This is a genomic window from Photobacterium sp. GJ3, assembly GCF_018199995.1.
Lineage (GTDB): Bacteria > Pseudomonadota > Gammaproteobacteria > Enterobacterales > Vibrionaceae > Photobacterium.
Genome location: NZ_CP073578.1, coordinates 449,008 through 474,620 on the forward strand (window position 1 = coordinate 449,008; position 25,613 = coordinate 474,620).

The window sequence follows — 25,613 nt, forward strand, 5'->3', positions numbered from 1 at the left end:
AAATGACGCCAGAATTATTAGTTGAACCAACGCCCACCCCATTTTTTATTACACTTTCCATTTATCTTGTTGTGATTGGTGCGATTGGTTGGTATGCATCCCGGACAACAGAGACATTGACAGACTTTTTTGTGATGAGTGGTAAGGCAGGCTCTATCGTCGGCGGCTTTGCTTATTTTGCCTCACAATACAGCATGAGTACCTTTATGGGAGTACCGGCGATTACTTATTCTAACGGGTTCGCAGGTATGAGTGTTTCGGTGCCCGGACTAGCCTTTTCAATGATTATTCCCGCCTTGTTCGTCGGCCGGAAACTGATGTTGCTTGGACGGCAGCATGGTTTTTTAACCATGAGTGACTATTTGGCCGATCGTTATGAATCGAATTCAATTCGAACCGTACACGCTGTCATGATGGTGGTTTTTCTGATCGCAATGATGGGTGCACAAACGGTGGGGGCTGGTGTGATTCTGAATACATTCACAGGGTTACCTGAGTGGATGGGGGTCGCAGGTATGGGATCATCGTGGTGGTGTATTGCATGGCCGGCGGGATGAAAGGCGCCATGATGACCGATGTACTCCAGGGCTTTCTGATGGTGCTGACTGCAATTGTGACATTCTTCGTGTCAGTCCGCGCGGGCGGTGGGCTTGAGCACATCAATGCATCACTGGTTGCACAGAACGAAGCTTATGTGACTCATCCCGGGGCGAAAGGGAGCTTTCCTTGGGCCGGATACGTTTCAATGATTGTGATGTGGAGTTTTTTTACGATTGGTCAGCCGACGCTTTTCACCAAGTTTTTTACCATGAAAAATTACTCGACTTTGTTTAAAGCTGTCATTCTGGGCACTTTAGGCATGCTGTTGTCGGCAACACTGATTGAGTGGGCTGGTGTGAATGCAATTTTATCGGTTCCGGGTTTGGAAGGGAAACAAACCGACTTTATCGTCCCCATGTTATTACAACAGAACCTTGAGCCAATTTTTGCCTCTATTTTGATTGCCGGGATTGTGTCAGCGGGTATGTCAACTATTGATGCTTTACTGGTTGTCGCAACGGGTGGGGTCACTCGGGATATTTATCAGAATGTGATCAATCCACAGGCAACGCCGAAACAAATCTTTCAACTGTCTCGTATTGTGACCGTGCTGATTGGGATTGCAGGCGTCGCGATTGGTATTGCAAAACCTGCGGGAATTTTCGAACTGATTAAGTTTGCGTTCGGTGGATTGGGAATCTGGGTTGCACCTGTCATTTTAGGTATGTACTGGAAAGGGGCGACGAAAGAGGGTGCGATTGCGTCTGTCATTTTCGGAGAATTGCTGTATGTGATGATGAAGCTGGGTTGGGTCAAGTTGAATTTCGGATTTGATCCTTTGATTATTTCTTGGGGATTTACCATGCTCGTCCTCACCGTCGTTAGTCTGTGTATCGGCCGTAACTCTGATGCAGCCATTGATCGTCATTTTAATGCCTTGTCAAAATCTTCTGCAGGTCGATAGGGTTTGCGGGTGGGGGTGAGAATCGCCATCCCCACCTTTTCTTTTGAAACATCAGCGGGGCTTATGTTTAATTTTATCCTTAATAAAAACTTACCCATTGGTGCGCAGGCACAGTTAGAGGGTTATATTGAGTTTGGTATTATGTCGGGATATTTCTGGCATCAGCCGCAACTTCCTTCTGTTCGTGAATTGGCTGCTCAGCTTGATATTTCTCAGGCGACAGTCAGTAAAGCTTATGAAAACCTGAAAAAAAAATCACTGATCTATACATTGCCCGGTAAAGGTGTTTTTGTTCATCAGCCCACACTGGAAAGCGAACGACAGCAAAGTATTGAATCTTTAAAAGGTGATTTTCGGTCATTGATTCAGCGTTCCAGAAGTCTCAATATTGATCCAATATTGTTTATTCATCTTTTTGATGAGGGTGTGAAACCAATCAAGCTGGACAAAAAAGTGGCTTGGGTTGGTAATGCAACACGTGTCAATGAGAAGTATATCCGAGAGCTCGAAAAGTTAGTCGACATTCAACCAAAGATCGATAATTTCAGTTTTGATGAGTTTTCATCCTATTCGAATAAAAGCGACTATGGACTGATATTGACGATCCCACATTGTGTGTCAAAAGTTGAAGGCATGCTCTCCGGAACGCCCATTCTTGCACCTTATTTGGTGCCCTCTCCGGTCGTGATTCAACATTTAAAAGAAATGAAAAGAAACAGCAAAATTTTGATGGTTTCTGCGTATCAGAATTTTATCCCGGTGATGATGGAAGGTGTCAATGTTTACTTGAATGAAGATTATGAGATTACTTCTATTTTTGTGGATGACTTGGTTTCTGAAATGAATCGTCAGACTTATGATGTGATTATTTATAGTTCAGGATGCTTTGATACGATCAAAAAAATAAATTTATCTGAGTCGATTGTATTTGAGTATGACCATATTCCTGCTTATGAATACTTACAAGGAATTGCGATACCGGCATTGTATAAAATGACGTGTGAGCACAGGGCAGAGAAAGAGAAATAAATGATGAATATTAGTGATATGAACTGGTTTCAGGTTGAATCCTATTTAGAGCATGATGACCGAGCGATGATATCTCTGGGAAGTACAGAGCAGCACGCATATCTAAGCCTTTGTGTTGATCATATTTTATCTTCAAAACTTGCAGAAGAGTCTGGTTCTCGAGCACAAGTGCCTGTATTTCCGGGAGTTCCGTTTGGTATTGCACCTTATTTCAGCGCCTTCCCCGGCACAGTGACGATACGCCCGACAACGTATTTTCAATTTGTTTGCGATCTCTTAGATAGTTTGTACCGCCAGGGGTTTCGCCGGATCATGATCATCAATGGACATGGGGGGAACAGCCCGGTTCAGGCACAAATTCAGCATTGGCTGATGGCGCATCAGGATGCAAAAGTGATCTTTCATAACTGGTGGGCATCGACAACAGTACAGAACATGGTTCAGTCCATTTCTTCCAATGCATCGCATGCCTCCTGGATGGAAAACTTCCCCTGGACACGGTTGCAAGGTGTCGTGATGCCGGATGCGGAAAAACCGATGATTGATCTGCAGAAAATGGCGCAACTATCACCCGCCGCAGCAAAGGCAATGATTGGCGATGGTAATTATGGCGGACGTTATTCAATGAGTGATGACGTGATGCTGGCAATCTGGCAAGCCGCTGTGGAAGAAGCGACTCATTTGGTGGAACACGGGTGGGCGGTCTCTGACGACTGCTGAGAGGGCGAGCACGATGTTTACAGTGATTAAAAACGGAAAAGTATTACACAACGGCGTGATTGAACATCATGAAATTCTGATTGCGGGTGAAAAAATTCTCGCGATACAACCGGTTATCAACCCCTGTGAGTGGATGAGCCCTGTCGCGGAAATTGATGCAGGTGGCCAGTTTGTCTTACCCGGCATGATTGATCAGCATGTTCATCTTATCGGTGGCGGGGGAGAAAGTGGTTTTTCAACCCGGACGCCAGAAGTGCAGATCAGTAAGTTGGTTCAAGCTGGGATTACCACGGTGCTGGGCTTGCTGGGAACGGATAGCGTTTGCCGTCATCTTGAATCTCTCTATGCGAAAGTGAAAGGGCTTGAGGAAGAAGGGATAACCGCGTACATGGTGACCGGTGCTTATCAGGTGCCGAGTCCGACAATTACAGGTTCTGTTTATCAGGATGTTGTTTTTATTGATAAAGTACTGGGGTGTAAAACGGCCATTGCGGATCATCGATCTTCCCATCCGACCGTTTCGGAGCTCACGCGTATGGCTTCAGAGGTTCGCGTTGGGGCCATGCTGGCCAATAAGGCGGGGCTGATTGTGGTGCATATGGGAAATTCATCCAAGGCACTGACATTGATTGATGATGTACTCAAACAGAGCGACATTCCGATCAAACACTTTTTGCCCACCCATGTGAACCGTCAGCAACATTTGTTTCATCAGGCGATTCAATTTGCGTTGAAGGGCGGGGCGATTGATTTAACTTCCGGGATTGATCCTGATCTGGGCGCAGCAGGAGCGGTCAAGCCGAGTTTAGGGATTTTACAGGCGCTGGATGCCGGGGTCAGTTTAAATCAGATGACACTGAGCTCTGATGGGAATGGCAGTATTCCGGTCTTTAATCAGGCTGGAAATATGATTGGGATGGGTGTCGCAGGCTTCGAGAGTCTGCTGGGGAGTATACAAGACTTAGTCAGCGCAGGACTCGCATTGGAGAAAGCCTGGACACTGGTTTCTTCGAATGTCGCAACCCGACTCCATTTAACTGAGACAGGTGAATTGAAGCCCGGTTATCAGGCGGATCTTGTGTTCCTGGATGATCATGATTTGTCTTTAACGCTGACCATGGCGAAAGGCAGCGTGATGTATAAGCGCGGAGCATACTGCAAGCAGGGAATGTTCGAATGATCGATGGTCCTCGCATGGAGTTGTTATCGTCGACCTTAACCAAGAAAGAAGTGACGCTTGCCAAACAGGGCTTATCCCTCGGGGATCATTGCAGCAACTTTGCTGCTGAGCATTTGTATCCGTTGCTGAAAGCGCGATTCAATGCAAAAAGCTGCCATGGGTTTATGGGGGGGAGAGCATCATTATTTGCGGTGATACAGGCGCTTTCTTTACAGCCTGGTGATGAAATTCTGGTGCCGGCGTTTACCTGTCAGGCAGTGACAAATGCACTGACAGCGACAGGTGCAGTTGTTGTTTTTGTCGATATTGAGCCGGAAACCTACGGCATGTCGGCAGATCTGTTGCTCAGCGCCATCACACCGCGTAGTCGTGTTCTATTTATTCAATATACTTTTGGGTTGATCTGCAAAGATCTGACGCGGTTACTGGAGATCGCAAAACAACATCACCTTCGGATCATCGAAGACTGCGCACATGCACTCGGCGCACGATATCAGAATCAGGAAGTGGGAAGGTTTGGTGATATTGCCTTTTTCAGCAGCGAACGCTCTAAATTGATCAACACCATTCATGGCGGATTTGTGATCACCCATGATCAGGCACTGGCAGATGCAATGGATGAGATAGTCCAGCAAGCGCGACTCCCCCCGACAGAGTTCACGGAAGCTTTACTGATGACGCTGATCCACGACTATTATCGCTATGCCGCGCCACGCAGGCATGTCTTATATCCTCGGCTCATGGAAGCCGGGTTGAATCAGCTGACCTTGCTCCCTCAAATGTTCGCGCAAGAGTTACAGGGACAAATTGCGGCGCATTATCACTATCGCATGCCGGATATTGTGGCAAAAATCATCTGGCTGCAGTTGAAGGGGTTACCCCAACGTGCAGCAGTGAGGCAGCAAAATGCGATGAAATGGCAGCGGGTGGCACAGGAAAAAGGATGGCAAACTCCGGTTGTGATCCCACAGTCTGAACCCGCCTGGCTTCGGTATCCTGTAGTTGCTGATCTGAAAACGAAAGAAAAGCTGAAAACAGATCCTTATGCATTGGCTGAAATGAACGCTGCGATAGGCGTTTGGTTTACATCCGCCACCCATCCAGCACCGATAGACCTGCCCAATTGTCCGATCGGCACATACCTTGCTCAGCGTTGTATTAACTTTCCGACTTACTGAATTCAATGTCTGTCTCAGTCAAACGGGGTTCTGAAACGAATCTGTCGCTTTGACTTGATAGCAAATCCTCGGAACACAGACTGATCAGTGTCGAATCAAAATAAAAGACAGCTCAGTTTGCCGAGAACTCAGAAAAGAAGGTCAGTCTTAATATGCGTTTCTGGCTAGATAATCGTCTCTATCCAGTGATTTTCACCTGGATGGTCTTTTCTGTAGCAGTGAATGGCTATCGACAGCTGGAGTAAATCCATAAACTTTAAAGGATCGAGTGCTGTGATTTTTTTGATACTGGACAGTCGGTAGGAGAGTGTATTCCGGTGAATACCAAGTTGCGTTGCAGTTTTACTCAACTCAGCGTTGTTTTGAATGAATAAATCCAGGGTTTCTATGATTTGTTCACCTTGCGAATGGGCAATTAAAGATTCATTAATTTGACTAAAATAACTTTTTAAATGGCTGTTTTCTATTTCTTTTAAAATACATAGAATCGCCATGTTTTTGAAGTCGTAGATACGATTTTTACTGTTCGACTTACAACCAATTTCGATAACGGAACGTGAGAGAATGACTGAGTTTCGAATGTCACACGGTGTATTGGCCAGAATACCAACGCCTATTTTAAAACGACTTAACTGGCTGGATACTGCAATTTCTGCTTTCTCTATCATGGGTGATATTGATGCATGTCCGGGAAGCAGGAGCAGAACCTCGGAATGGTTTAATAATATGATTCTATCTAGATCCACAAAGGAAGAAAGTTTACTGAGTAAACTTTCGAATACATCGGTCATCATGAAATCTTGAATGTCAATTTTGATAATTACCGGCACCGTGTCTGATAATAGTAAGCCACTATTATAATTGAGTTTTTCTAATGCCAGTAAACCTCTTTCCGTTTCTCCATACTCGATGTATTCACTAACGAGATTGTCACTCACTCTTTTTTTCCAGTTAGAGATATGAATTTCATTGACACGTTTTAATAAAAGTTCAGCGGTTAGAATGGCCAATTCAGAAAAACGTTCAATAACAACTGGGTTTCCACTGATGCCTATCACAATCGAAACTTCACCATCAATAATAATGGGGTGATTAATTCCTGGTTCAGTGTTTGTATACCGAGAGGCTTCCGTGTCATTATTAATTGTAATTCTAGCGCCATTTTTAATGGCCTCAATCGCAGCACCATGTTTTTGGCCAATCCGTTTGGCGTGACCGGAGGCGATAATAATGCCATTCCCATCGATGATATTCACATTATGATGGATGATTGCCATCGCCCTTTTGACAATCTCGTTTGCTAACTCAACATGAATATTCATCGGTGACTCCTGTTGCTGGTGACAAATTAACAGGGAGCAATTTTTTGCCCAATTTTCAATAGGTAACCCATTTGCTCTGCTGCGATCTCCGTCAGATATTCGCCACTCGCCATTGCCTGACTTAATGGCATTGGTTGCTGAACAATCGCGCTCATTGCGTGAATATTGGGAATTGAAAGTTGCCCCATGTCAAAATCAATACTGCCAGCAAGCGCAATCACGGGAATCCCCTGTGCAGCAGCACGTTGAGCGACACCCACGGGCACTTTTCCATAAGCGGTTTGCCGATCAATTTTTCCTTCTCCGGTGATGACCAGTTGGCTGTCTGACAAAACATCGTCAATTTGGATCAAATCAAGGACGACTTGTATGCCAGGTTTCAGCACCGCATTGGTAAACCAGATCAATGCAGCCCCCATTCCCCCGGCTGCACCAGCTCCGGAAATATGTATTGCCCGACGACCCGTGACATCTTCAACGACAGCAGCATAGTTGCTCATTGCCATTTCAAGTGCATAGAGCGTCTCAGGTGTTCCCCCTTTTTGCTGACCATAAACGTAAGTTGCACCTGTCTCACCAAGTAAGGGATTACTTACATCGCAGCAAACATCGATCGAGATATCCTGCAATAAAAGCGGAAGATGGCTCCTGTCGACAGATGAGACATCTTGCATGTGTGTTGCTCGTGCCGGCACAGGAATTGGCTGGCCATCATCATCATAAAAACGAACCCCAAGTGCCTGAGCGAATCCAATGCCAGCATCATTCGTCGCACTACCACCCAGGCCAATAATGAACCGTCGACAACCTGACTCCAAAGCATGCATGACAAGCTCACCAAAGCCATAGCTGGTCGCAAACCTTGCATCTCGCTGTGACTCTGGCGTTAATTCAAGACCGCAAGACTGCGCCATTTCAATAATTGCGGTTTGATCAGAACGTAAATATGCAGCCTTCACCTGAGTATAGTAGGGGCCAGTCACATCCACATGGATGAGTTCTGCATCAGAAAATGCAGCGCTGTGACGGATCGTTTCAATCAAACCTTCTCCACCGTCCGCCACAGGTAAGGGGATGATATGGCTGTCAGGTAAAGCTTTTTTCAACCCCCTTACAGCAGCAAGACAAGCCTGCTCGGCAGTCATGCTTCCTTTGAACGAGTCTAATGCAACAACAATTTTCATGGAGATGACCTTTCACTTAGTCTTGGTATGTCAATAAATTTTCGATGTGCTGTATTTAGTCTTGATAGACTACAAAACCATGCCACCACCGACATTAATGACTTCACCATTAATATAATGAGCATCATCAGAGGCGAGAAAAGCAACACAAGCCCCCACATCTTCTGGATTGCCTGCATAACCTGCTGGAATTTTTGAAACCATGATATCCCAGACTTTTTCCGGGATACCTCGGGTCATATTCGTGTCAATAAACCCAGGGCAAATTGCATTCACGGTAACCCCTTTTTTAGCAAGTTCACGGCAGGCTGTTTTTGTCAGTCCAATCACACCAGCTTTTGATGCAGCATAATTAGACTGACCCACATTTCCGAGCCAACTCGCAGAAGCAATATTAATGATTCGGCCAGATTGTTGTTCACGCATTCTGATTGCCGCTTCCTGCATGCATAGGAAAGTTCCTTTCAAGTTGATATCAATCACACTATCCCAATCTTCTTCATTCAGTTTATGCAGCATCGCATCGCGGTTAATGCCAGCATTGTTGACTAAGATGTCAATTCTTCCGTAGGTGTTTTGCACCGTATGAAATAAATTTTTTATATCTTGTTTGTCACCAATATTACAACGAATGAAAGTCGTCTCTGCACCTTCCTCTTTTAATTTCTTGACAGCAAGAGCACCACCTTCTTCATTCATATCAACAATGATAACTGTCGCGCCTTCTCGCCCAAGAATACGAGAAATACCGAAGCCAATGCCTTGGTTTGCGCCAGTCACGATTGCAATTTTTCCGGATAGTTTCATGTTGTTTTCCTATTGGTTTTATTGTGTGAATATCGTGGAGTCCATAACTTTCAAAGATTCAGAGATCAGTGGTTTAAATGCCATGAATGGTAATATATCTTTTTCAAGATCAATTCCTGGTGCAATTTCAATCAGCATGAGTCCTTGTTCTGTCATTTCAAAAACTGCGCGTTCAGTTACGAAATGCATTTTTTGATTTATTTTTTTACCAAATTCTGAACTATAAGAGATTTGATTCACCGCGTTGACTAGCTTTATGATTCTTCCTTCCTGGTTAATTTTTAATTGCTGGTTGTTTACTTCTATTTCTAAACCTTTCGCAGTAAAGGTGGAACAAAATACGACGTGTCTGGCATTTTGAGTGATATCAATAAATCCGCCAGCCCCCGTACATTGTTTACCTAATTTTGTGGCGTTCACATTGCCACTTTGATCGAGCTCTCCTGCGCCCATGAAAGTGATATCAACGCCAGCACCGTTATAGTACAACATTTGATCCTGGTGACTGATCATAGCCGAGAGATTTTGGCCGATACCGAAGTCAATTCCACCTTCCTGTTGTCCACCATAAATGCCAGATTCGATGGTAATCGTGACGTCATCGGCTCTCTTTTCTTCTTTAATGACTTGACCAATCACGTCATTTGGAATACCCGTACCTAAATTGATGATATTGCCTGATTGAATAAATTTTGCTGCACGTTTACCAATGATTTTTCGAATGTCTAACGGTGTTTTTACATCATTATCGGGGACTTGTGTTTTAATTTTTCCACAATAAGAAGGGTCATAAAATGTTGTCGATGTTTGGCGGTGGTCATGTTCTGGTTCATCACAAATAACAATGTGGTCGATAAATTCTCCGGGGACAATCACTGATTTCGGATCAAGTGAACCAGATTCAACCAAATATTTTACCTGAACGATGACTTTGGCTCCGAAACGTTTTGCGGCGAGTACAGCAGGGAGGACTTCTAACTTCATTGCCTCTTCATCCGTAGTTAGGTTCCCTTTTGGATCAGCAGATGTCCCACGAATAATAAGGTAATCGAGTGGTATCTCAGGATAATAAATATATTCATTCCCCCTGAGTTTCACGATTTCGACAATGTCTTCTTTCGTTGCTTGATTCATTCGTCCCCCTTCAATTCTGGGGTCAATAAATGTTCCCAAACCAACCTGAGATAATCTGCCGGGCAGCCCTGCAGCCATTGCACTATACAAATGAACCATTTGCCCCTGAGGGAGACAATATGCTTCTACCTGATTATCTGAGATCATCGCCATCCACCGGGGAGCAAGCCCCCAGTGAGAGCCAATAATTTTTTTTACCAGGCCGGGATGCGCGAAATGTTGTATGCCACGATTTCTGTCGCTCTGGCCGGCAGCATGAACTAAGGTCAAGTTTCGTGGATGATGGGTTTGAATGAAACGTTCTTCAATTGAAGATAAAATTGATTCTGCTGAACTGACCAGTGTCATACCCACAGTGCAAATCGTTGTTTCATCCTGTATCAAATTTGCAGCATCTTCTTTTGAAATTATTTTTTGATTCATTTTGTTTCCTTTTTAATACAGGATTTATTTTCCTATGACGATGTTTTCAGTAAAGTGAACTCAGTATGAGCACGGCATTATCTATCCGATATCAAAGGGTTCAGAATCATTTGATTGTTGAGTGAAAATTATTTTCAATGGTTCCCATGATGGTCTCACAAGCATCATGAAATGAAATCAATAAAGTCAAATGTAATTTTTAATGTTTTTCTTGAGTGACAATTTACTGATTTTTCCATTGCTTGTTCGTGGTAAATCATCCATGAATATTATTTTTTTAGGAACTTTATATTTAGCGAGTCTTTCATAACTCCAAGCCATGATTTCTTTTGCTGTAATCATATAACTAGGATCCGTGACAATGAATGCCATGGGCTCTTCACCATATATTTTGCTTGGATAGGGAACAAGCGCGACTTCCTTCACACCAGGAAAAGTTGAAAGCAGGCTCTCGACTTCAAGAGAATAAACTTTTTCTCCTCCTCGGTTGATCATGTCTTTTGATCTTCCTTGAATATACAGATAATCATCGCTATCAATATAAGCTAAATCACCTGTGTTAAACCAACCTTGGTCGAATGATGCTTCATTTGCCGTTGGATTATTCCAGTAGGACTGAATCACAACAGGACCTTTGACCCAGAGTTCGCCGGTTTCCCCCGGTAGTAACTGAACGCCTGTTTCTGTTGTAATGCGAAATTCAACACCAGGAATTGCTTTTCCAGAACTTCCCTGCTTCGCGTGATTTCTGGCATCCTCACTGAAAATGCTCGCAGGAGAGCTTGTTTCGGACAAGCCATAAACAGGATGGATTTGAGAATTCTTAAAGTATTGTTGAATCTCATGGACCGTCCCAGAATTCAAATGACCACCGCCACAGGCAATTTTTTTGATTGAATCTAAGTTATAGGGGATCTTTTTCTCTTTCAGTGTACTACAAAGAAGAATAAATACTGTGGGCGATCCATGTAAGAAAGTTACTTTTCCTTGTTCAATACAATTCAAGAGATGTTCGGCACTAAATTTTCTGTGTAGATGGATTGTTCCACCAATATGAATAAACAGACCTAAAATGGCAGCCAGCCCTGTTATATGATAAATGGGCACAGCTAAAATGGTTTTGTCTTTTTCTGTTAAAGAAAAAGCTGTCTGATAGGAATCAATGCCATGCATTAAATTCCCATGACTGATGATAGCGCCTTTCGGCAGCCCGGTTGTTCCTGAGGTAAAGATAATCACTGCTGTATCATGAGAATGAAGAATCGGGAGTACTGCTGGAGGAACATCCGATTCAATCACTTTTTCCCATTCACTTAAGGTTGTTAGCTGTGCGTCTTCTAGAGAAGCGCTTGCAAATTTCTCAGCATAGCTATCATGGCAGAGTATCCAGGCGGGTGTAATCTGTTGCAGTAATGGTGCCACTTCTGTTGGCGTTAATTTTGTACTGACTGGAATGACAACAATTCCCAACCCCATGGCAGCATAAAGTACTGTACAGAACGAGTAATCATTTCCAAGCGAGAGTATGATCTTGTCATTTTTACTGAGTCCATACTTGTTCTGTAATATCCCTGAAACCTTTTGGACGTGCTGGAAAAATTGACCATAGGTAATTTCATCCTGGTCAATGACAAAGGCTAAGTTATCAGGGCATCGTTGAGCACTCTGCGCTAGGCTTTGATATAAATTGTAACATCGAAGTGCAGGAGACATAGATTGATTCCTCTGGATGTTCACTCTATATAGATATAAATATTTTGATCTTAACTTTTTAAAATCATAGCTCAATTTAACCTGATAACTGTGTATTGGATCACATTGAAGTTTTCATCTCCAGGGAAATGAATTGTAACATTGCACATGTTGAGTAAGCGTCCCTTCATTTATAAATATAATTGAAACCTTAAATGTTTTTTATCATCAAGTGGTGGCGATGTTCGACTACCTTGCAGGTAAAGCGAACCAAACCGGTTGATTTATCCAGATGAGATATAGAGTTTTGGGAAATGATCGCAACCAAAATATGAGTGATTGACCACGCTTAGTGAAAGTAAAGGTGTGTTCCTCCGATATCATGAATTTCTCCTGAGCTAGATTCAATGTTATCGAACAATTTATACACGCTGATTGATATAAAATAATTATGTTCAATCGCGATTCAATAACAATTATCTATGTATGGCGTGCCGTCAATGATCATATGCATCAAAAAAGAAAAGCATATTTGTAGGAGCTTTCTGACGTATTTGTATCTTTGCACAAATGCTAAAAGTTGTTATTGAATTGTAAATGTGCTCGGGCTCAAGTTATGTCATTTCTCTTTTAACTATTTTGATAATCTGAAAGTTAAACAAGTGTGCAGCATCAGAGTCACCGTAAAAAATAGGATAATTCAATGTTCTTTTAGAGAACCTAAGTCATTCATTTGAAACGTAAAGGTAATATCTAATGAAGAAGAAAACACTCATTGCTTCTGGTTTATTCGTACTATTTTCTACTTACTCTTATGGAGAAACCTTAAAACTGGGTCATATCTATGACGTGAGTCATCCTTGGCATAAGAGTGCAGAAGAAGCAGCTCGGAGAATTTCAGAAGAAACGGAAGGGCGAGTCGACATTAAATTGTTTCCATCGGGTTCTCTTGGTTCGGAACAAGAATTATTAGAGCAAGTCATTGTTGGTGGTGTCGATATTGTTGAAGTCGGATCAGGACAGATCGGTAATATTTTTAAGCCGATCACTATTACTGAAATGCCATATATCTTCAGAGATAATGACCATTTGATGACATTCTTTGAAAGTGATATTGCCAAAAAAATATTCAACGATTTTCATGAAAAATATAATGCATATATTCTTGGCTCCAGTACTTGGGGCGTCCGCCATGTCATCGGAAATAAGCCGATCAAAAGTCCAGCTGATCTAGATGGTTTCAAGCTTCGTGTTCCAGAGCAGGCAATCACGGTCGCCTATGCGAAAGCGATGGGGAGCAGCCCGACACCAGTGCCTTATTCAGAAGCCTATTTAGCGATGAGACAAAATATGGTTGATGGATTAGAAAACCCACTTGGTTCGATTAAAAGCAAAAAGTTCTATGAGGTTGGAAAAAATCTGAGTTTAACGGGCCATGTGATTACCGCTGTTCATTACGTCGTGAACGACAGTTCATTGAGTAAATTGAGCACTCAAGATAAAAAAACAGTGATTGATGTTTTCAATAGCATGGGTCGATTCACTGAAAAACTAGTCAATGCAGAAGACGAAGTAGCAGTTGATTTTTTCAAAGCGCAGGGGGTCAACGTTGTTGAGGTTGATCGAGATGCATTTAAAGAAAAGACAAAATATATGTCTGAAGATTATCGTGATCATTGGTCAGAGTATGGTGACCTCTACACTGAAATCTCAAAAATGTGATGATCTGGGTCATGCATCGCCTCAGCCAATGGGGCGATGAAAATCCCTTAGAATACATCTTTTACAAATAATCCAAGTGTGATGTTATGAAGAAACTATACTCTAAAATTGAAGCTGCATTACCAAGCATGATATTTATTCTGTTATTTGTAGTCATGCTACTGAATATTGCAGTCAGAGAACTTACATCACAGTCGCTCGATTGGCCAATTGAGTTCAGCCGATACTCTTTGGTCTGGCTAACTTTTTTAGGTGCTGTTTACTTATATAGTATAGATAAACATATTAAAGTGGATTCATTTTGGTTTTATTTATCTAAAAAACTCAACCCGAATATTGTCAGATGCGTTGAGATTTTAAAGTTATCTATTATTTCATTTTTTGGCATATTTTTATCTTATTATGGATATGTTTTTTCTGAGAAGTTAAAGTTTTTCAGTAGCCCTTCTCTGAATATCAGCCAATCCTATTTATATATTGTTGTTCCTATTTCTGGAGTTTTAATTGCATTGATATCAATTATGAAAATTTATAAACTTTTAAGGAAGAAGGACTAACACATGATGATTTTAATTGGATTGTTATTTTTGTTTATTTTCTTAGGTATCCCCGTTGCATTTTCTGTGGGAGCATCTTCTATTATTTACATACTATTAGACCCAACTTTGTCAGAGACAACTGCGGTACAACGACTTGTTGCTGGCGTGAATTCTTTTACTTTTTTGGCGATTCCTTTTTTTATTTTTGCTGGAAACCTAATGAATAATGGCGGCATTACACGCCGTATTTTTGAATTCGCGGCAGTTTGTGTGGCTCATGTTCGCGGCGGTCTGGCACATGTGAATGTTGCGTCCAGTGTGATATTCGCAGGTATGTCTGGTGCAGCGGTCGCGGATGCCGGAGGGCTAGGCGCATCAACGATTAAAGCCATGCGTGATAAAGGCTATGGTGAACGCGTTTCAATTGGTGTAACAGCAGCATCCTCAATCATCGGTCCCATTATACCGCCAAGTATGGCGATTATTGTTTATGCGATCGCTTCTTCTGAGTCAATTGAACGATTATTTGCTGCCGGGATTATTCCTGGTCTTCTCATGGCTCTGTCCTTAATGATCGTGATTTATTTTTTTAGTGACAGGCTCAAATGCCCTTCAGAAAAGCGAGCGAGTCGTAAAGCGCTTTTACTCGCCTTTGGGAGAGCGGTACCATCTTTGATGGCGCCTGTCATTATTCTGGGTGGTATCTTTACGGGTATTTTTAGTCCGACGGAATCGGCTGCGATTGCATGTAGTTATGCAATCATATTAAGTGTTATTTATAAAGACTTCAGCTTTACATCGTTCAAAACCTCTTTGAAAGAGTCCGTCATTACGTCGGTTCAGGTACTGGTCATTGTTGCATCTGCAAACTTGTTTGCCTGGATTATGACAAGTAAAGAAGTGCCGCAAACACTCGCTCAGACGATACTCTCTTCTACAGATAATTTTCTGCTCATTTTACTGGCGCTAAATATTCTATTACTTGTCGTTGGCTTATTTATTGAAACAGTGGCTGCGATTAACCTGCTTGTTCCGATCTTATTACCTGTCATGGTGAACGGATTTGGTATGGATCCCGTTCAACTGGGGATCATTGTCGTGCTTAATTTGATTATCGGTACATTAACACCGCCCTTTGGTACGGTATTGTTTGTATTGAGTAGTGTTTCCAATACCCCTGTTGAAAAAGTCACAAAATATACAGCAACCTTTTTACCGCCACTATTACTGGTTCTGCTGTTCGTCAATTTGATCCCAGGCCTGACTCTCTGGCTTCCGGAGTTTTTCTTTGGGAAGTAATCCCGTCATCCTTCACCCGTTTTTCAGGAGAAATTATGAAAAGTAACGATGATATTGTGATTGTGAGTGGTGTCAGAACACCAATCGGAACACTGGGCGGCAGCCTGAAAGATGTGCATCAACATGATTTAGGTGCCATGACCATCCGGGAAGCGGTTAATCGTGCCGGCATTTCCCCGGAAATCGTCGACGAGGTGATCGTCGGTAATGTTGGCCAAATTGCAGAAAGTGGCTTTATTGGCCGGGTTTGCCAGCTGAGAGCAGGCCTTCCAATCGAGACAACCGCTTATTCCGTCAACAGACAATGTGGCTCTGGATTACAGGCTATCGCCGATGGAATGATGCAGCTCCAAACGGATCAGGCCGAGGTTGTAGTTGCTTGCGGTACAGAGAATATGAGCCAATTACCTTACTATGTCCGAAAAGGCCGATACGGTTATCACATGGGGAATGGCGCCTTAGAAGACGGATTGATTACGATCCTGACCTGGCCGGAAGGTCCTTACCATAACGGTATGACGGCTGAAAATGTTGCCGAACGATTTTCAATCAGCCGTGAAGAAATGGATGAGTTTTCTATTTCCAGTCAGCTTAAGGCGAAACAGGCGATTGAAAGTGGGTTATTTCAAGATGAGATTCTCCCTGTCGAGGTGAAAACTGGACGCAAGACAACCGCTTTATTTGAGACTGATGAACACCCGAGACCGGTAGAGCGAGAAAAGCTCGCAAGTTTACGTCCTGTTTTTAAGCAAGGTGGGCGAGTGACCGCTGCGAATGCCTCAGGCATCAACGATGGTGCAGCGGCCGTTGTCATGATGAAGCGCTCAAAAGCAATCGCCCTGAATTTAACACCGCGATTAGTGATTCGGGGCTGGTCGGTCGCAGGGTGTGAGGCAGAAATTATGGGATTTGGTCCAGCACCTGCAACCAAAAAGTTACTGAAAAAGTTCAATCTGGAAGCGAATCAGATCGACCTCTACGAAATTAATGAGGCATTTGCGGCTCAGGCACTTGCCGTGATGAAAGATCTGGCGCTGGATGAATCCCGTGTGAATGTGAACGGTGGTGCCATTGCTCTCGGACATCCCGTTGGTGCAACCGGAACAATTCTGACCGTAAAACTCATGCACGAAATGGAACGAAGAAAAGCAGAGACAGGAATTATCACCATGTGTATTGGAGGCGGGCAGGGCATTTCGATGCTTTTTGAGCGAGATTAATTCATTGAAAAATCTGAGCCTCAGCTTGATTGAGGGGAAAGTGAGGATTCTGAGTGAATGCCAGCATGGCAGATAGCCAGTTCCTGATGATGGTTTATAACCAAGGTGCGCATAAAACGCGCACGAGCGTCGTTTCACGATCACCTTGGTTATCATTGTCCGAAAGGCTTTAAGACGCTGGGGTCTGAATTGGCGCAAAAGCAAAATGTGCTTTTGTATCCGTATTGCCTATTTTTAGCGTTTAAGGCTTAGGCGATGAAGGGAATTCAGGACCGCCTTATTTCTTCTTCGCTGTTTTTTTCTTTTTCGAATCTTTGGCTTTTTTCTTTTTCTTCACGGTGACCGGTTTTTTGTGTGTCGGCCGCATGCCTTCGATAAAACGTTCCGGCACTTCTTCTTTCATATAACGACCGACACGTTCAATCATCGCCTGGTCGTGCGCTTCAATCAGAGAAATTGCGGTGCCTTTCTTCCCGGCACGGGCCGTCCGGCCAATCCGGTGCAGATACACATCGGCTGTGCGCGGCATGTCGAAGTTCACGACGTGGCTGACATCCGGCAGGTCAATCCCGCGGGCTGCCACATCGGTTGCGATCAGCACGTTCACTTCCCCTTCTTTGAAGCGGCGAATGGTATTGTTTCGGCTGGCCTGAGCCATTTCACCCTGAATCCAGCAGCAAGGCACTTGCATCGCGGCCAGTTGGTCGCGTAATTCAGCCAGTCGCTCCCGGGTCTTCACGAAAATGATCGTGCGCTCGGCCTGCTCTTTCAGAATGTTCTCCAGCAGCGCCAGCTTGTGCGTCATATCATCGCAGCGATGATAAACCTGATGGATTTTCTTACGTTCGCGGCGTGGTGGCTCGGCGTTGACTTCGATCGGCTCATTTAAAATGGTGCGAGAAAACTCACGAACGCCTTTGCCTTCGAGTGTGGCAGAAAACAGCAGGGTCTGACGGCGCCAGCGGCATTCGTCGTGGACGCGTTTGACAATGGCACCGAAGCCCATATCCAGCATCCGGTCGGCTTCGTCCAGAATCAGGCATTCAATCGCACGACAATCGAATTTCTCACCTTCAACGTATTCCATCAGACGGCCCGGCGTCGCGACCACGATATCCTGCGTTTTGCCCAGATATTCTGCGTGTTCGTCGTAAGAGATGCCGCCGGTAATGGTGAAAATTTTCAGATCGGTTTGTGCTGCCAGCGCTCTGGCCTGATCAGCAACCTGAATGGCCAGCTCACGAGTTGGGGTCAGGATCAGAACACGGGCCGGACCGGGTTTGCGGCGCGGAAAGTCCAGCAGGTGCTGAATCATCGGCAGGACGAATGCGGCGGTTTTTCCGGTCCCCGTGGGTGCGGAAGCCAGCACGTCACGGCCATCGAGAGCTGGAGGGATCGCCTGAGCCTGAACGACGGTCGGGCGGGAATAACCCAGATCTTCAACGGCTTGCAGCAGTGCGCCATCTAACTCTAATTCGGAAAAATCTCTCACCAGTCTTACTCCTCGGTCGCTGTCAGCCCGCTTGCTGTTCGGGCAGAACGCAGCTGTGATTCTGTTAAGGGGCGGCATTATAGTGTGAATTGATGCAAGTATCACCGATTAAAGCACAAAAACTTAGCAGCGCCTTACCGTCAGAATTTTAGATAGAAATCTCGGGTCAGTTCGACAAAGGCTGGCGAATAGTGACCCCCTTCATGAAGAGTCAGTTCGGTTTCCTCACAGCAGCCAGGCTGTGGCGACACAGTGATCAGATACCGCGAAACCGCTTTAGTTGCAGTGCTGCGCACCCGGCATATCCGGTGGCAGTGCAGACCGTAATCACTGATCTGCGCCAGTAGTCGCTCGCCTTCGGATGCGGGCAGAATCAGACTGGCTTTGCCTTGCGGGGCTAACAGATGCGCCAGACAGCGCAGCAGAGCCGGATGGGGCAAGCTTGTGCTGTGCCGGGCTGTGGCCCGTCGCTGACAATTCGCCTGCTCACCATGATTGAAATAAGGCGGGTTGCACCAGATGGTGCTGTAAGTGCCGGCTGTCTGCCGGGGCGCCCAAGTGAGGAGATCCTGCTGCTCTGCCTGCAAACACGCCGCCCATGGGGAGGCTTCAAAGTTTTGACGGGCAGCACAGACCGCATGTGCATCAATGTCCAGTGCCAGTACCGGGAACTTATCTGCCTGGCTGCGCTGTGCCGCCATCAGTGCCAGCAAGCCACTGCCACAGCCGATATCCAGCAACGGTGACTGTGTTTCCAGCGCAGCACTTGGCTGCACGATCTCAGCCCAGGCTCCCAATAAAATACCATCGGTACTGACCGGCATCCCACAGCCGTGGTCATCCACATGGAATTTTTTCAACGTAAAACCTTTATTCATCGAATGATTGCTGTGCACTGTTGTGAAAAATCTGGTGTGGATTATACGGAATGTCCGCGTAAATCCACGCTGACATTGTAAAACGGATGAAGAGAATGGTGGAAAATACTATTTTGGATATTTTGTTACCACGTTATCTGTTGGTGCTATGATCTGATTTATTGTCTTAAATTGGATTTATATTTTGTAAATTTGTTGTTTAAACCAAAGAAAGTGGTGTTTTTGGCTGTAAGGTTGCCACTGGCGTTCTTTTGCTTCATTATGCTGCCTCTTTGACTGGCTGTAGTGATATATGCCAACCCTATAAATGATGTACAGGCACTGACCTGTGCAGAGATGCAAACACAACTAAACAACAGACGAGTGGAAGGTGCAGTTTGAAAGACACACTCAAAGTTTCCGATATTTTAGCGATTGGTTTCATGACCTTTGCGTTTTTCTTGGGGGCCGGAAATATCATTTTCCCGCCGCAGGCAGGTCTGAGTGCAGGTGACAATCTGCTTCCGGCGATGCTTGGTTTCCTGTCAACCGCCGTGGGTTTGCCGTTGATCGGCATTATTGCTGTTGCGGTAGCCGGTGGAGGCTGGAAAGGCCTGACCCGCGATTTACCGCCGTTTGTGGCAACCCTGATGGCCGTTCTGATTTTCATCATCATCGGTCCTGCTTTTGCTGCACCCCGGACAGGCTTGGTGGCCTACGAGATGGCAGTGAAGCCTTTTATTGTTGATGCCGGACAAACCAGCCTGACCATTTTTTCTGTTGTCTTTTTTGCGCTGGCTCTGTTCTTTGCCTGGTCTCGTGGCAAGCTGATTGATTCGATCGGCAAACTGCTGACGCCAGCCCTGTTTGCTGTCCTGGCCATTCTGGCGGTCGCGGTCTTTTTGAATCCGCAAAGTGAAATCCTGACAGCGCAGGGTGATTACGCAAATATGGCGTTCACCAAAGGCTTCCTGGAAGGCTATAACACCATGGATACTTTTGCTGCCCTGATGTTCGGGATGCTGATTGTGGATGTGATCCGCAACAAAGGCATTAAGGATGAGAAAGCGACCTGTAAATACCTGATGCTGGCCGGTGTGATTGCCGCGGCAGGTCTGGCCTTTGTGTACATCTCTCTGTTCTATCTGGGCGCGACCAGTGCTGCTGTCGCTGAAGGCGCAGCCAATGGCGGTGCGATTCTGGCCGGTTATGTGCTGGCATTGTTCGGTCCGGTCGGTCAGTACATTCTGTCTGCCATTGTGATGCTGGCGTGTCTGACCACGGCGATCGGCCTGATCAGTGCCTGTGCCGACTATTTCAGTTCGCTGACCCGTCTGTCTTATGAGACATGGGCCGTGATTCTGGCGGTGATCTGTGGTGTGGTTGCGAATGTGGGTCTGAATCAGCTGATTAGTCTGTCTGTTCCGGTTCTGTTTGCACTCTATCCTGTGGCCGTTGCTTTGGTGATGCTGACCTTTGTCCGCCGCTTTCTGCCGAATCCGCGTCTGGCTTATCGTGTTGTTCTGCTGGTCTCTCTGCTGTTCAGTTTGATCGATGCATTGAAAGTGATTGGTCTGGATGTTTCTTATCTGAACTTCCTGCCGCTGTTTGAATACGGTATGGCCTGGACGATGCCAACCTTACTGGCACTGGTTGTCACACGTTTCATCCGTCCGGACGTGGCTGCGCCAGAAGCACAGAGTGCATAAGCGTCATTCCTGAATATGAAAACGCCCCGTCAGTTTCCTGCGGGGCGTTTTGCTGTCTGGTCCTGATGACTACGGGCCGTGTTGTGCTGAACGATTACAGGGAATCCCCGTACTCCGTCAGAATCTGCTCGCACCATTGCTCAATGCGTTCATCACTCAGCTCATACTGACTGTCTTCATCCAGTGCCAGGCCGACAAACAGAGATTTATCTTCTGTCAGTGCTTTCGATGCTTCGAAGGTGTAACCCTGATTAGGCCAGTAGCCGACAAACTGGGCGCCGGACGGCAGCAGTTTGTCATGCAGCATGCCCATGGCGTCCAGGTACCACTCGGTATAACCTTCCTGATCGCCCAGTCCGAACAAGGCAATGGTTTTGCCCTCCAGACGGAGTCCGTCAAGTTGATTCCAGACCGCTTCCCAGTCTTCCTGTAACTCACCAAAGTCCCAGGTAGAGATCCCCAGAATCAGTAAATCATACTGATTCATGTCGCTTAGGCTGGTTTCTTTAATGTTGTGCAGATCCACCAGATCATCACCGATACAGTCACGGATTTTCTCCGCAGCCATTTCGGTATAACAGGTGGTCGAGCCGTAAAACAGGCCGATTTTCATACTGATATTTCCTGGGGTGGCAACAAATTTGTACTGATTTTACCCTGTCAGGCGTCTGGCTGCATCCCTCAAGGGACACCCCCTAGTTACATTCAGGGGGAAATTCAGTACTATGCTTCAAATACTGTATTTATATCCAGATGTTTTGGGAGCGGCGCGGCGTGGAAAACAACAACGATATTGCCCTCATCGAGCGCTTTTTAGATGCGATGTGGATGGAGCGGGGACTGTCTGAGAACACCCTTGCTTCGTACCGCAATGATTTGATGAAATTGCAGCAATGGCTGGCTGATCGGAGCCTGACCCTGCTGTCACTGCAATCCGGTAATTTGCAGGATTATCAGCAATGGCTGTTTGATCAGGATTTCAAACAAAGTTCACGGGCCAGAATGACTTCGGCGATGCGACGTCTTTTCCAGTATTTGCATCGTGAAAAGCTGCGTGACGATGAACCGAGCGCTCTGCTGCACAGTCCGCGTTTGCCGCAACGGTTGCCAAAAGATATTACGGAAGATCAAGTCAGTGCGCTGCTGAGTGCGCCGGATGTCAATGTCCCGCTGGAACTGCGGGATAAAGCCATGCTGGAATTGCTTTATGCCACCGGACTGCGGGTGACAGAGCTGGTCAGTTTGCGGATGGACAATATCAGTCTGCGTCAGGGGGTCGTCCGGGTGACCGGTAAAGGTGACAAAGAGCGACTGGTGCCGATGGGCGAAGAGGCAATGGAATGGATTGAATCTTTCCTGAGCCACGGGCGACCTCAGCTGTTGGGTGAAGTCAGTTCAGATGTGCTGTTTCCCAGTAAACGGGCTCGGCAGATGACCCGGCAAACATTCTGGCACCGGATGAAATATTACGCCGTACTGGCGGGGATTGATGCGGACACCTTATCGCCTCACGTTATGCGGCATGCCTTTGCAACGCATTTACTGAATTATGGTGCGGATCTGCGCGTGGTCCAGATGTTATTGGGCCACAGTGATTTATCGACCACCCAGATCTATACTCATGTAGCAACGGAGCGGCTGAAACAGCTGCATCAGGAACACCATCCGCGGGCCTGACTGCTGGCTCAATTTGGATGTGCGTCCTGCAGATGTACACTGAAGTGGGGCGGAGATCCCAATCATATTCAGCCAGACTGTGCTGAATATGAAATGACTTGCCTTTTGGCAGTGAACTTTGAAAGATGTGCAGACTCCAATAGGTCTGTATCTTTAAAATTAACGACATTTTCTAAGGATAATTTATGCCATTTTCTTGCCGTCCTCTGCTGGTTGCGCTGGCTGCATTTACGGCTTTTTCTGCCAGTGCAGAGCCTGATGCCCGTGCCATTGAAGCAACGTTAACGCCGCTGGGCATTTCTGCTGCATCCATTACGCCATCCCCGATTCAGGGCATGAACGAAGTGGTGACCGAGCGTGGCATCATTTATATGTCTGATGACGGTCAGTATTTTATGGCGGGCAACTTGTATCACTCCGTGAAGGGGGAGCCTGTCAATCTGACTGAACAGAAAATGGCGACCATTAACAAAGGCAAGCTGAAAGGCATGGAAGACGAGATGATCGTTTATCCGGCCAAAGACGAAAAATATGTGGTCACCGTCTTTACGGACACCAGCTGTGGTTACTGCCGCAAACTGCACAGTGAAATGCAGGCCTACAACGACGCCGGGATCACCATTCGTTATCTGGCTTTTCCACGTGGCGGTGAACGTTCCCAGAACTTTGGCGAAATGAGTGCTATCTGGGCAGCCAAGGATCCGCTCAAAGCGATGGATGCAGCCAAGAAAGGGACGTTGGATATTGATAACAGCCCGCACAATGATGCGCTGGTGATGAAGCATTACCAGTTGGGTGTGGCAATGGGCGTGACCGGGACTCCGGCACTGGTGCTGGAAGATGGCACCATGCTGCCTGGTTATCAGCCAGCCAGCCGCCTGCTTCAGTTCCTGAACAGCCGCAGCTGATTTGATGCCTGACCCAGACAGCCCGCTTTGATGCGGGCTGTTTCTTTTGGGCTGTCGGTCGCCAAAAAATGTGAATCCGTTGTTTGCATCCGTTCAGGCGGGTACACGCCGTCACCGTTTTTTGGTATAACTCCTGTCCGCCATTTTTTCCGCAGAACTCCAACAAGAATTTTCATGAAAATCGAAATCAAGCGCCGCCCGGAAGCAGATTCATCAGGCTTTTCCTCCGCAATTCCGCCCTTGCTCAAACGCATTTATGCCAGCCGTGGCCTGCGAACCGATGCTGATCTGGAACGGGGCGCCAGAGGGCTGCACAGTTATAACCAACTGAACGGTATTGATGCCGCGGTCGCCTTGCTTGTCTCTGCGCTGCGTGAGCAGCGGCGCATTATCATTGTCGGGGATTTCGATGCTGATGGCGCAACCAGCTCGGCCTTGTCAGTGCTGGCACTGCGACAGCTGGGGTGCCGGAATGTCGATTATCTGGTGCCTAACCGCTTTGATGACGGCTATGGTCTGAGCCCGGAAGTGGTGGCGCAGGCAGCTGAGCGAGGCGCAGAAATCATCATGACGGTGGATAACGGCGTTTCATCTGTGGCAGGTGTGGCCGCGGCAAAAGCAAGCGGGATTCAGGTGCTGGTCACCGATCACCATTTACCCGGTGAAGTGCTGCCAGCCGCAGATGCCATTGTGAATCCGAATCTGCACAGTTGTGATTTTCCGTCGAAAGCCTTGTGTGGTGTGGGTGTTGCCTTTTATCTGATGCTGGCGTTGCGGGCTGAACTGCGTGAGCAGAACTGGTTTGCAGAACAAGGGCTGACCGAACCGAATCTGGCCGGATTACTGGATCTGGTGGCGCTGGGCACCGTGGCGGATGTGGTGGCACTGGATGGCAATAACCGGATTCTGGTGCATCAGGGCCTGCAGCGAATTCGTGCCGGTCAGTGTCGTCCCGGTATTCAGGCCCTGATTGAAGTGGCGAACCGTGAGCCGTCCCGGCTGGTCGCCAGTGATCTGGGATTTGCGCTCGGACCACGAATCAATGCGGCCGGGCGGTTGGACGACATGTCCTTCGGCGTGGAATTGCTGCTGTGCGACAATATTCAGACCGCCCGCCGGATGGCGGTTGAGCTGGACGGACTGAATCAGACCCGTAAAGAAATTGAGCAGGGCATGAAAGAAGAAGCGCTGGCGATTTGTGAGCGGCTTAAATTCAATCAGCAAGATATGCCCTATGGATTGGTGTTGTATCAGGCGGACTGGCATCAGGGCGTGATCGGGATTCTGGCATCCCGCATCAAAGAGTTGTATCACCGCCCGGTGATCGCGTTTGCGGCAGCCGGAGACTCAGAAATCAAAGGCTCCTGTCGTTCGATTCCCGGTCTGCACATGCGGGATGTACTCGACCGGATTGACACCCAGAATCCGGGCATGATTCTGAAATTCGGCGGCCATGCGATGGCAGCCGGTCTGACGCTGAAAACAGCGCAGTATGAGGCGTTCAGTCAGGCCTTTGATCAGGCCGTTCGTGAAGAGCTGGATGAATCCGCGCTCAAAGGGGTTCTACTGACCGATGGTGAACTGGCTGCCCAGGACATGACACTGGAAACCGCGGAGGTGCTGCGTCACGGGGGCCCCTGGGGGCAACAGTTCCCTGAGCCGAGTTTCGATGGTCAGTTCCGGTTGCTCCAGCAGCGACTGGTGGGCAGTAAGCACCTGAAAATGATCCTCGAACCCGTAGGCGGCGGCAGTATGATTGATGCCATTGCATTCAATATTGATGTGCGGCGCTGGCCGGATGCATCGGTTCAAATGGTGAATCTGGTTTATCGTCTGGATGTGAACGAGTTTCGGGGCAACCGCAGCGTTCAACTGATGGTCGAACATCTCGAAGCATTATAATCTTCTGCAGGCGGAGCGACAGGCTCCGCTTTTTGATCCGAACCTGAAAATCTCGCTGTCAATCCTTCCATAGATTTTTGGGATAAGTTTTGTGATCCTCTGTTTATTCTTGCCG

The 25,613-nt window shown here is 46.4% G+C and carries 22 protein-coding genes; 14 read left to right on the plus strand and 8 right to left on the minus strand.

Going from position 1 to position 25,613, the window contains the following annotated elements:
• Window positions 1-2: 2 nt before the first annotated feature.
• The 6 genes from KDD30_RS24740 to KDD30_RS02100 are packed head-to-tail and all read left to right on the plus strand — an operon-like array spanning window position 3 to window position 5,611.
• Complete coding sequence (locus KDD30_RS24740; protein ID WP_211647163.1) at window positions 3-557, plus strand: hypothetical protein; 555 nt, start codon at window positions 3-5, stop codon at window positions 555-557.
• Complete coding sequence (locus KDD30_RS02080) at window positions 542-1,504, plus strand: sodium:solute symporter family protein (RefSeq protein ID WP_211647164.1); 963 nt, start codon at window positions 542-544, stop codon at window positions 1,502-1,504. Before KDD30_RS24740 ends, KDD30_RS02080 begins: the two co-directional genes overlap by 16 nt.
• Window positions 1,505-1,513: 9 nt before the next feature.
• Window positions 1,514-2,533, plus strand: coding sequence for a GntR family transcriptional regulator (locus KDD30_RS02085; RefSeq protein ID WP_211647165.1), 1,020 nt, complete (start codon window positions 1,514-1,516; stop codon window positions 2,531-2,533).
• On the plus strand, window positions 2,534-3,253 hold the full coding sequence (locus KDD30_RS02090) for a creatininase family protein (protein ID WP_211647166.1): 720 nt from the start codon (window positions 2,534-2,536) through the stop codon (window positions 3,251-3,253).
• Window positions 3,254-3,266: 13 nt separating this feature from the next.
• A complete protein-coding gene (gene iadA / locus KDD30_RS02095) occupies window positions 3,267-4,433 on the plus strand; it encodes a beta-aspartyl-peptidase (protein ID WP_211647167.1) in 1,167 nt (388 codons plus the stop codon).
• Entirely contained in the window at window positions 4,430-5,611 is a 1,182-nt protein-coding gene (locus KDD30_RS02100) for a DegT/DnrJ/EryC1/StrS aminotransferase family protein (protein ID WP_211647168.1), read from the plus strand. Before iadA ends, KDD30_RS02100 begins: the two co-directional genes overlap by 4 nt.
• A gap of 164 nt (window positions 5,612-5,775) precedes the next feature.
• Here KDD30_RS02100 and KDD30_RS02105 read toward each other — a convergent pair whose 3' ends face one another.
• From KDD30_RS02105 to KDD30_RS02125, 5 genes are all read right to left on the minus strand, one after another.
• Window positions 5,776-6,933: a sugar diacid recognition domain-containing protein gene (locus KDD30_RS02105; protein WP_211647169.1), complete on the minus strand. Its 1,158-nt coding sequence runs from the start codon at window positions 6,931-6,933 to the stop codon at window positions 5,776-5,778.
• Window positions 6,934-6,959: 26 nt separating this feature from the next.
• Complete coding sequence (locus KDD30_RS02110; protein ID WP_211647170.1) at window positions 6,960-8,117, minus strand: glycerate kinase; 1,158 nt, start codon at window positions 8,115-8,117, stop codon at window positions 6,960-6,962.
• 69 nt (window positions 8,118-8,186) lie between these two features.
• Entirely contained in the window at window positions 8,187-8,924 is a 738-nt protein-coding gene (gene fabG, locus KDD30_RS02115; protein WP_211647171.1) for a 3-oxoacyl-ACP reductase FabG, read from the minus strand.
• Between the two features lie 18 nt (window positions 8,925-8,942).
• Window positions 8,943-10,481 (minus strand): acyl CoA:acetate/3-ketoacid CoA transferase, encoded by a 1,539-nt coding sequence (locus tag KDD30_RS02120; RefSeq protein ID WP_211647172.1) that lies wholly within the window; start codon window positions 10,479-10,481, stop codon window positions 8,943-8,945.
• A gap of 186 nt (window positions 10,482-10,667) precedes the next feature.
• A complete protein-coding gene (locus tag KDD30_RS02125; RefSeq protein WP_211647173.1) occupies window positions 10,668-12,194 on the minus strand; it encodes a class I adenylate-forming enzyme family protein in 1,527 nt (508 codons plus the stop codon).
• Window positions 12,195-12,929: 735 nt separating this feature from the next.
• On the opposite strand from KDD30_RS02125, the gene KDD30_RS02130 reads away from it, so the two are divergent.
• The 4 genes from KDD30_RS02130 to KDD30_RS02145 all read left to right on the plus strand — a co-directional run bounded on the left by KDD30_RS02130 (window position 12,930) and on the right by KDD30_RS02145 (window position 16,953).
• Complete coding sequence (locus tag KDD30_RS02130; protein WP_211647174.1) at window positions 12,930-13,895, plus strand: DctP family TRAP transporter solute-binding subunit; 966 nt, start codon at window positions 12,930-12,932, stop codon at window positions 13,893-13,895.
• 86 nt (window positions 13,896-13,981) lie between these two features.
• Window positions 13,982-14,452, plus strand: a complete 471-nt coding sequence (locus KDD30_RS02135; protein WP_211647175.1) for a TRAP transporter small permease — start codon at window positions 13,982-13,984, stop codon at window positions 14,450-14,452.
• 3 nt (window positions 14,453-14,455) lie between these two features.
• Window positions 14,456-15,733 (plus strand): TRAP transporter large permease, encoded by a 1,278-nt coding sequence (locus KDD30_RS02140; protein ID WP_211647176.1) that lies wholly within the window; start codon window positions 14,456-14,458, stop codon window positions 15,731-15,733.
• 35 nt (window positions 15,734-15,768) lie between these two features.
• Window positions 15,769-16,953, plus strand: a complete 1,185-nt coding sequence (locus KDD30_RS02145) for a thiolase family protein (protein ID WP_211647177.1) — start codon at window positions 15,769-15,771, stop codon at window positions 16,951-16,953.
• Between the two features lie 277 nt (window positions 16,954-17,230).
• Here KDD30_RS02145 and srmB read toward each other — a convergent pair whose 3' ends face one another.
• Window positions 17,231-18,445 (minus strand): ATP-dependent RNA helicase SrmB, encoded by a 1,215-nt coding sequence (gene srmB / locus KDD30_RS02150; RefSeq protein WP_211647178.1) that lies wholly within the window; start codon window positions 18,443-18,445, stop codon window positions 17,231-17,233.
• Window positions 18,446-18,585: 140 nt separating this feature from the next.
• Window positions 18,586-19,323, minus strand: coding sequence for a tRNA1(Val) (adenine(37)-N6)-methyltransferase (locus KDD30_RS02155; protein ID WP_211647179.1), 738 nt, complete (start codon window positions 19,321-19,323; stop codon window positions 18,586-18,588).
• Between the two features lie 377 nt (window positions 19,324-19,700).
• Between KDD30_RS02155 and brnQ the strand changes: the two genes are divergently transcribed.
• Window positions 19,701-21,011 carry a branched-chain amino acid transport system II carrier protein gene (gene brnQ, locus KDD30_RS02160; protein ID WP_211647180.1) on the plus strand — a complete coding sequence of 437 codons (1,311 nt, stop codon included), beginning with the start codon at window positions 19,701-19,703 and terminating at the stop codon, window positions 21,009-21,011.
• Window positions 21,012-21,105: 94 nt separating this feature from the next.
• On the opposite strand, the gene fldB is transcribed toward brnQ, so the two are convergent.
• A complete protein-coding gene (gene fldB, locus KDD30_RS02165) occupies window positions 21,106-21,624 on the minus strand; it encodes a flavodoxin FldB (protein ID WP_211647181.1) in 519 nt (172 codons plus the stop codon).
• 140 nt (window positions 21,625-21,764) lie between these two features.
• On the opposite strand from fldB, the gene xerD reads away from it, so the two are divergent.
• The 3 genes from xerD to recJ all read left to right on the plus strand — a co-directional run bounded on the left by xerD (window position 21,765) and on the right by recJ (window position 25,498).
• A complete protein-coding gene (gene xerD / locus KDD30_RS02170; protein WP_211647182.1) occupies window positions 21,765-22,688 on the plus strand; it encodes a site-specific tyrosine recombinase XerD in 924 nt (307 codons plus the stop codon).
• Between the two features lie 185 nt (window positions 22,689-22,873).
• A complete protein-coding gene (dsbC, locus tag KDD30_RS02175; protein WP_211647183.1) occupies window positions 22,874-23,596 on the plus strand; it encodes a bifunctional protein-disulfide isomerase/oxidoreductase DsbC in 723 nt (240 codons plus the stop codon).
• A gap of 174 nt (window positions 23,597-23,770) precedes the next feature.
• Window positions 23,771-25,498, plus strand: coding sequence for a single-stranded-DNA-specific exonuclease RecJ (gene recJ, locus KDD30_RS02180; RefSeq protein ID WP_211647184.1), 1,728 nt, complete (start codon window positions 23,771-23,773; stop codon window positions 25,496-25,498).
• The last annotated feature ends 115 nt before the right edge of the window (window positions 25,499-25,613 follow it).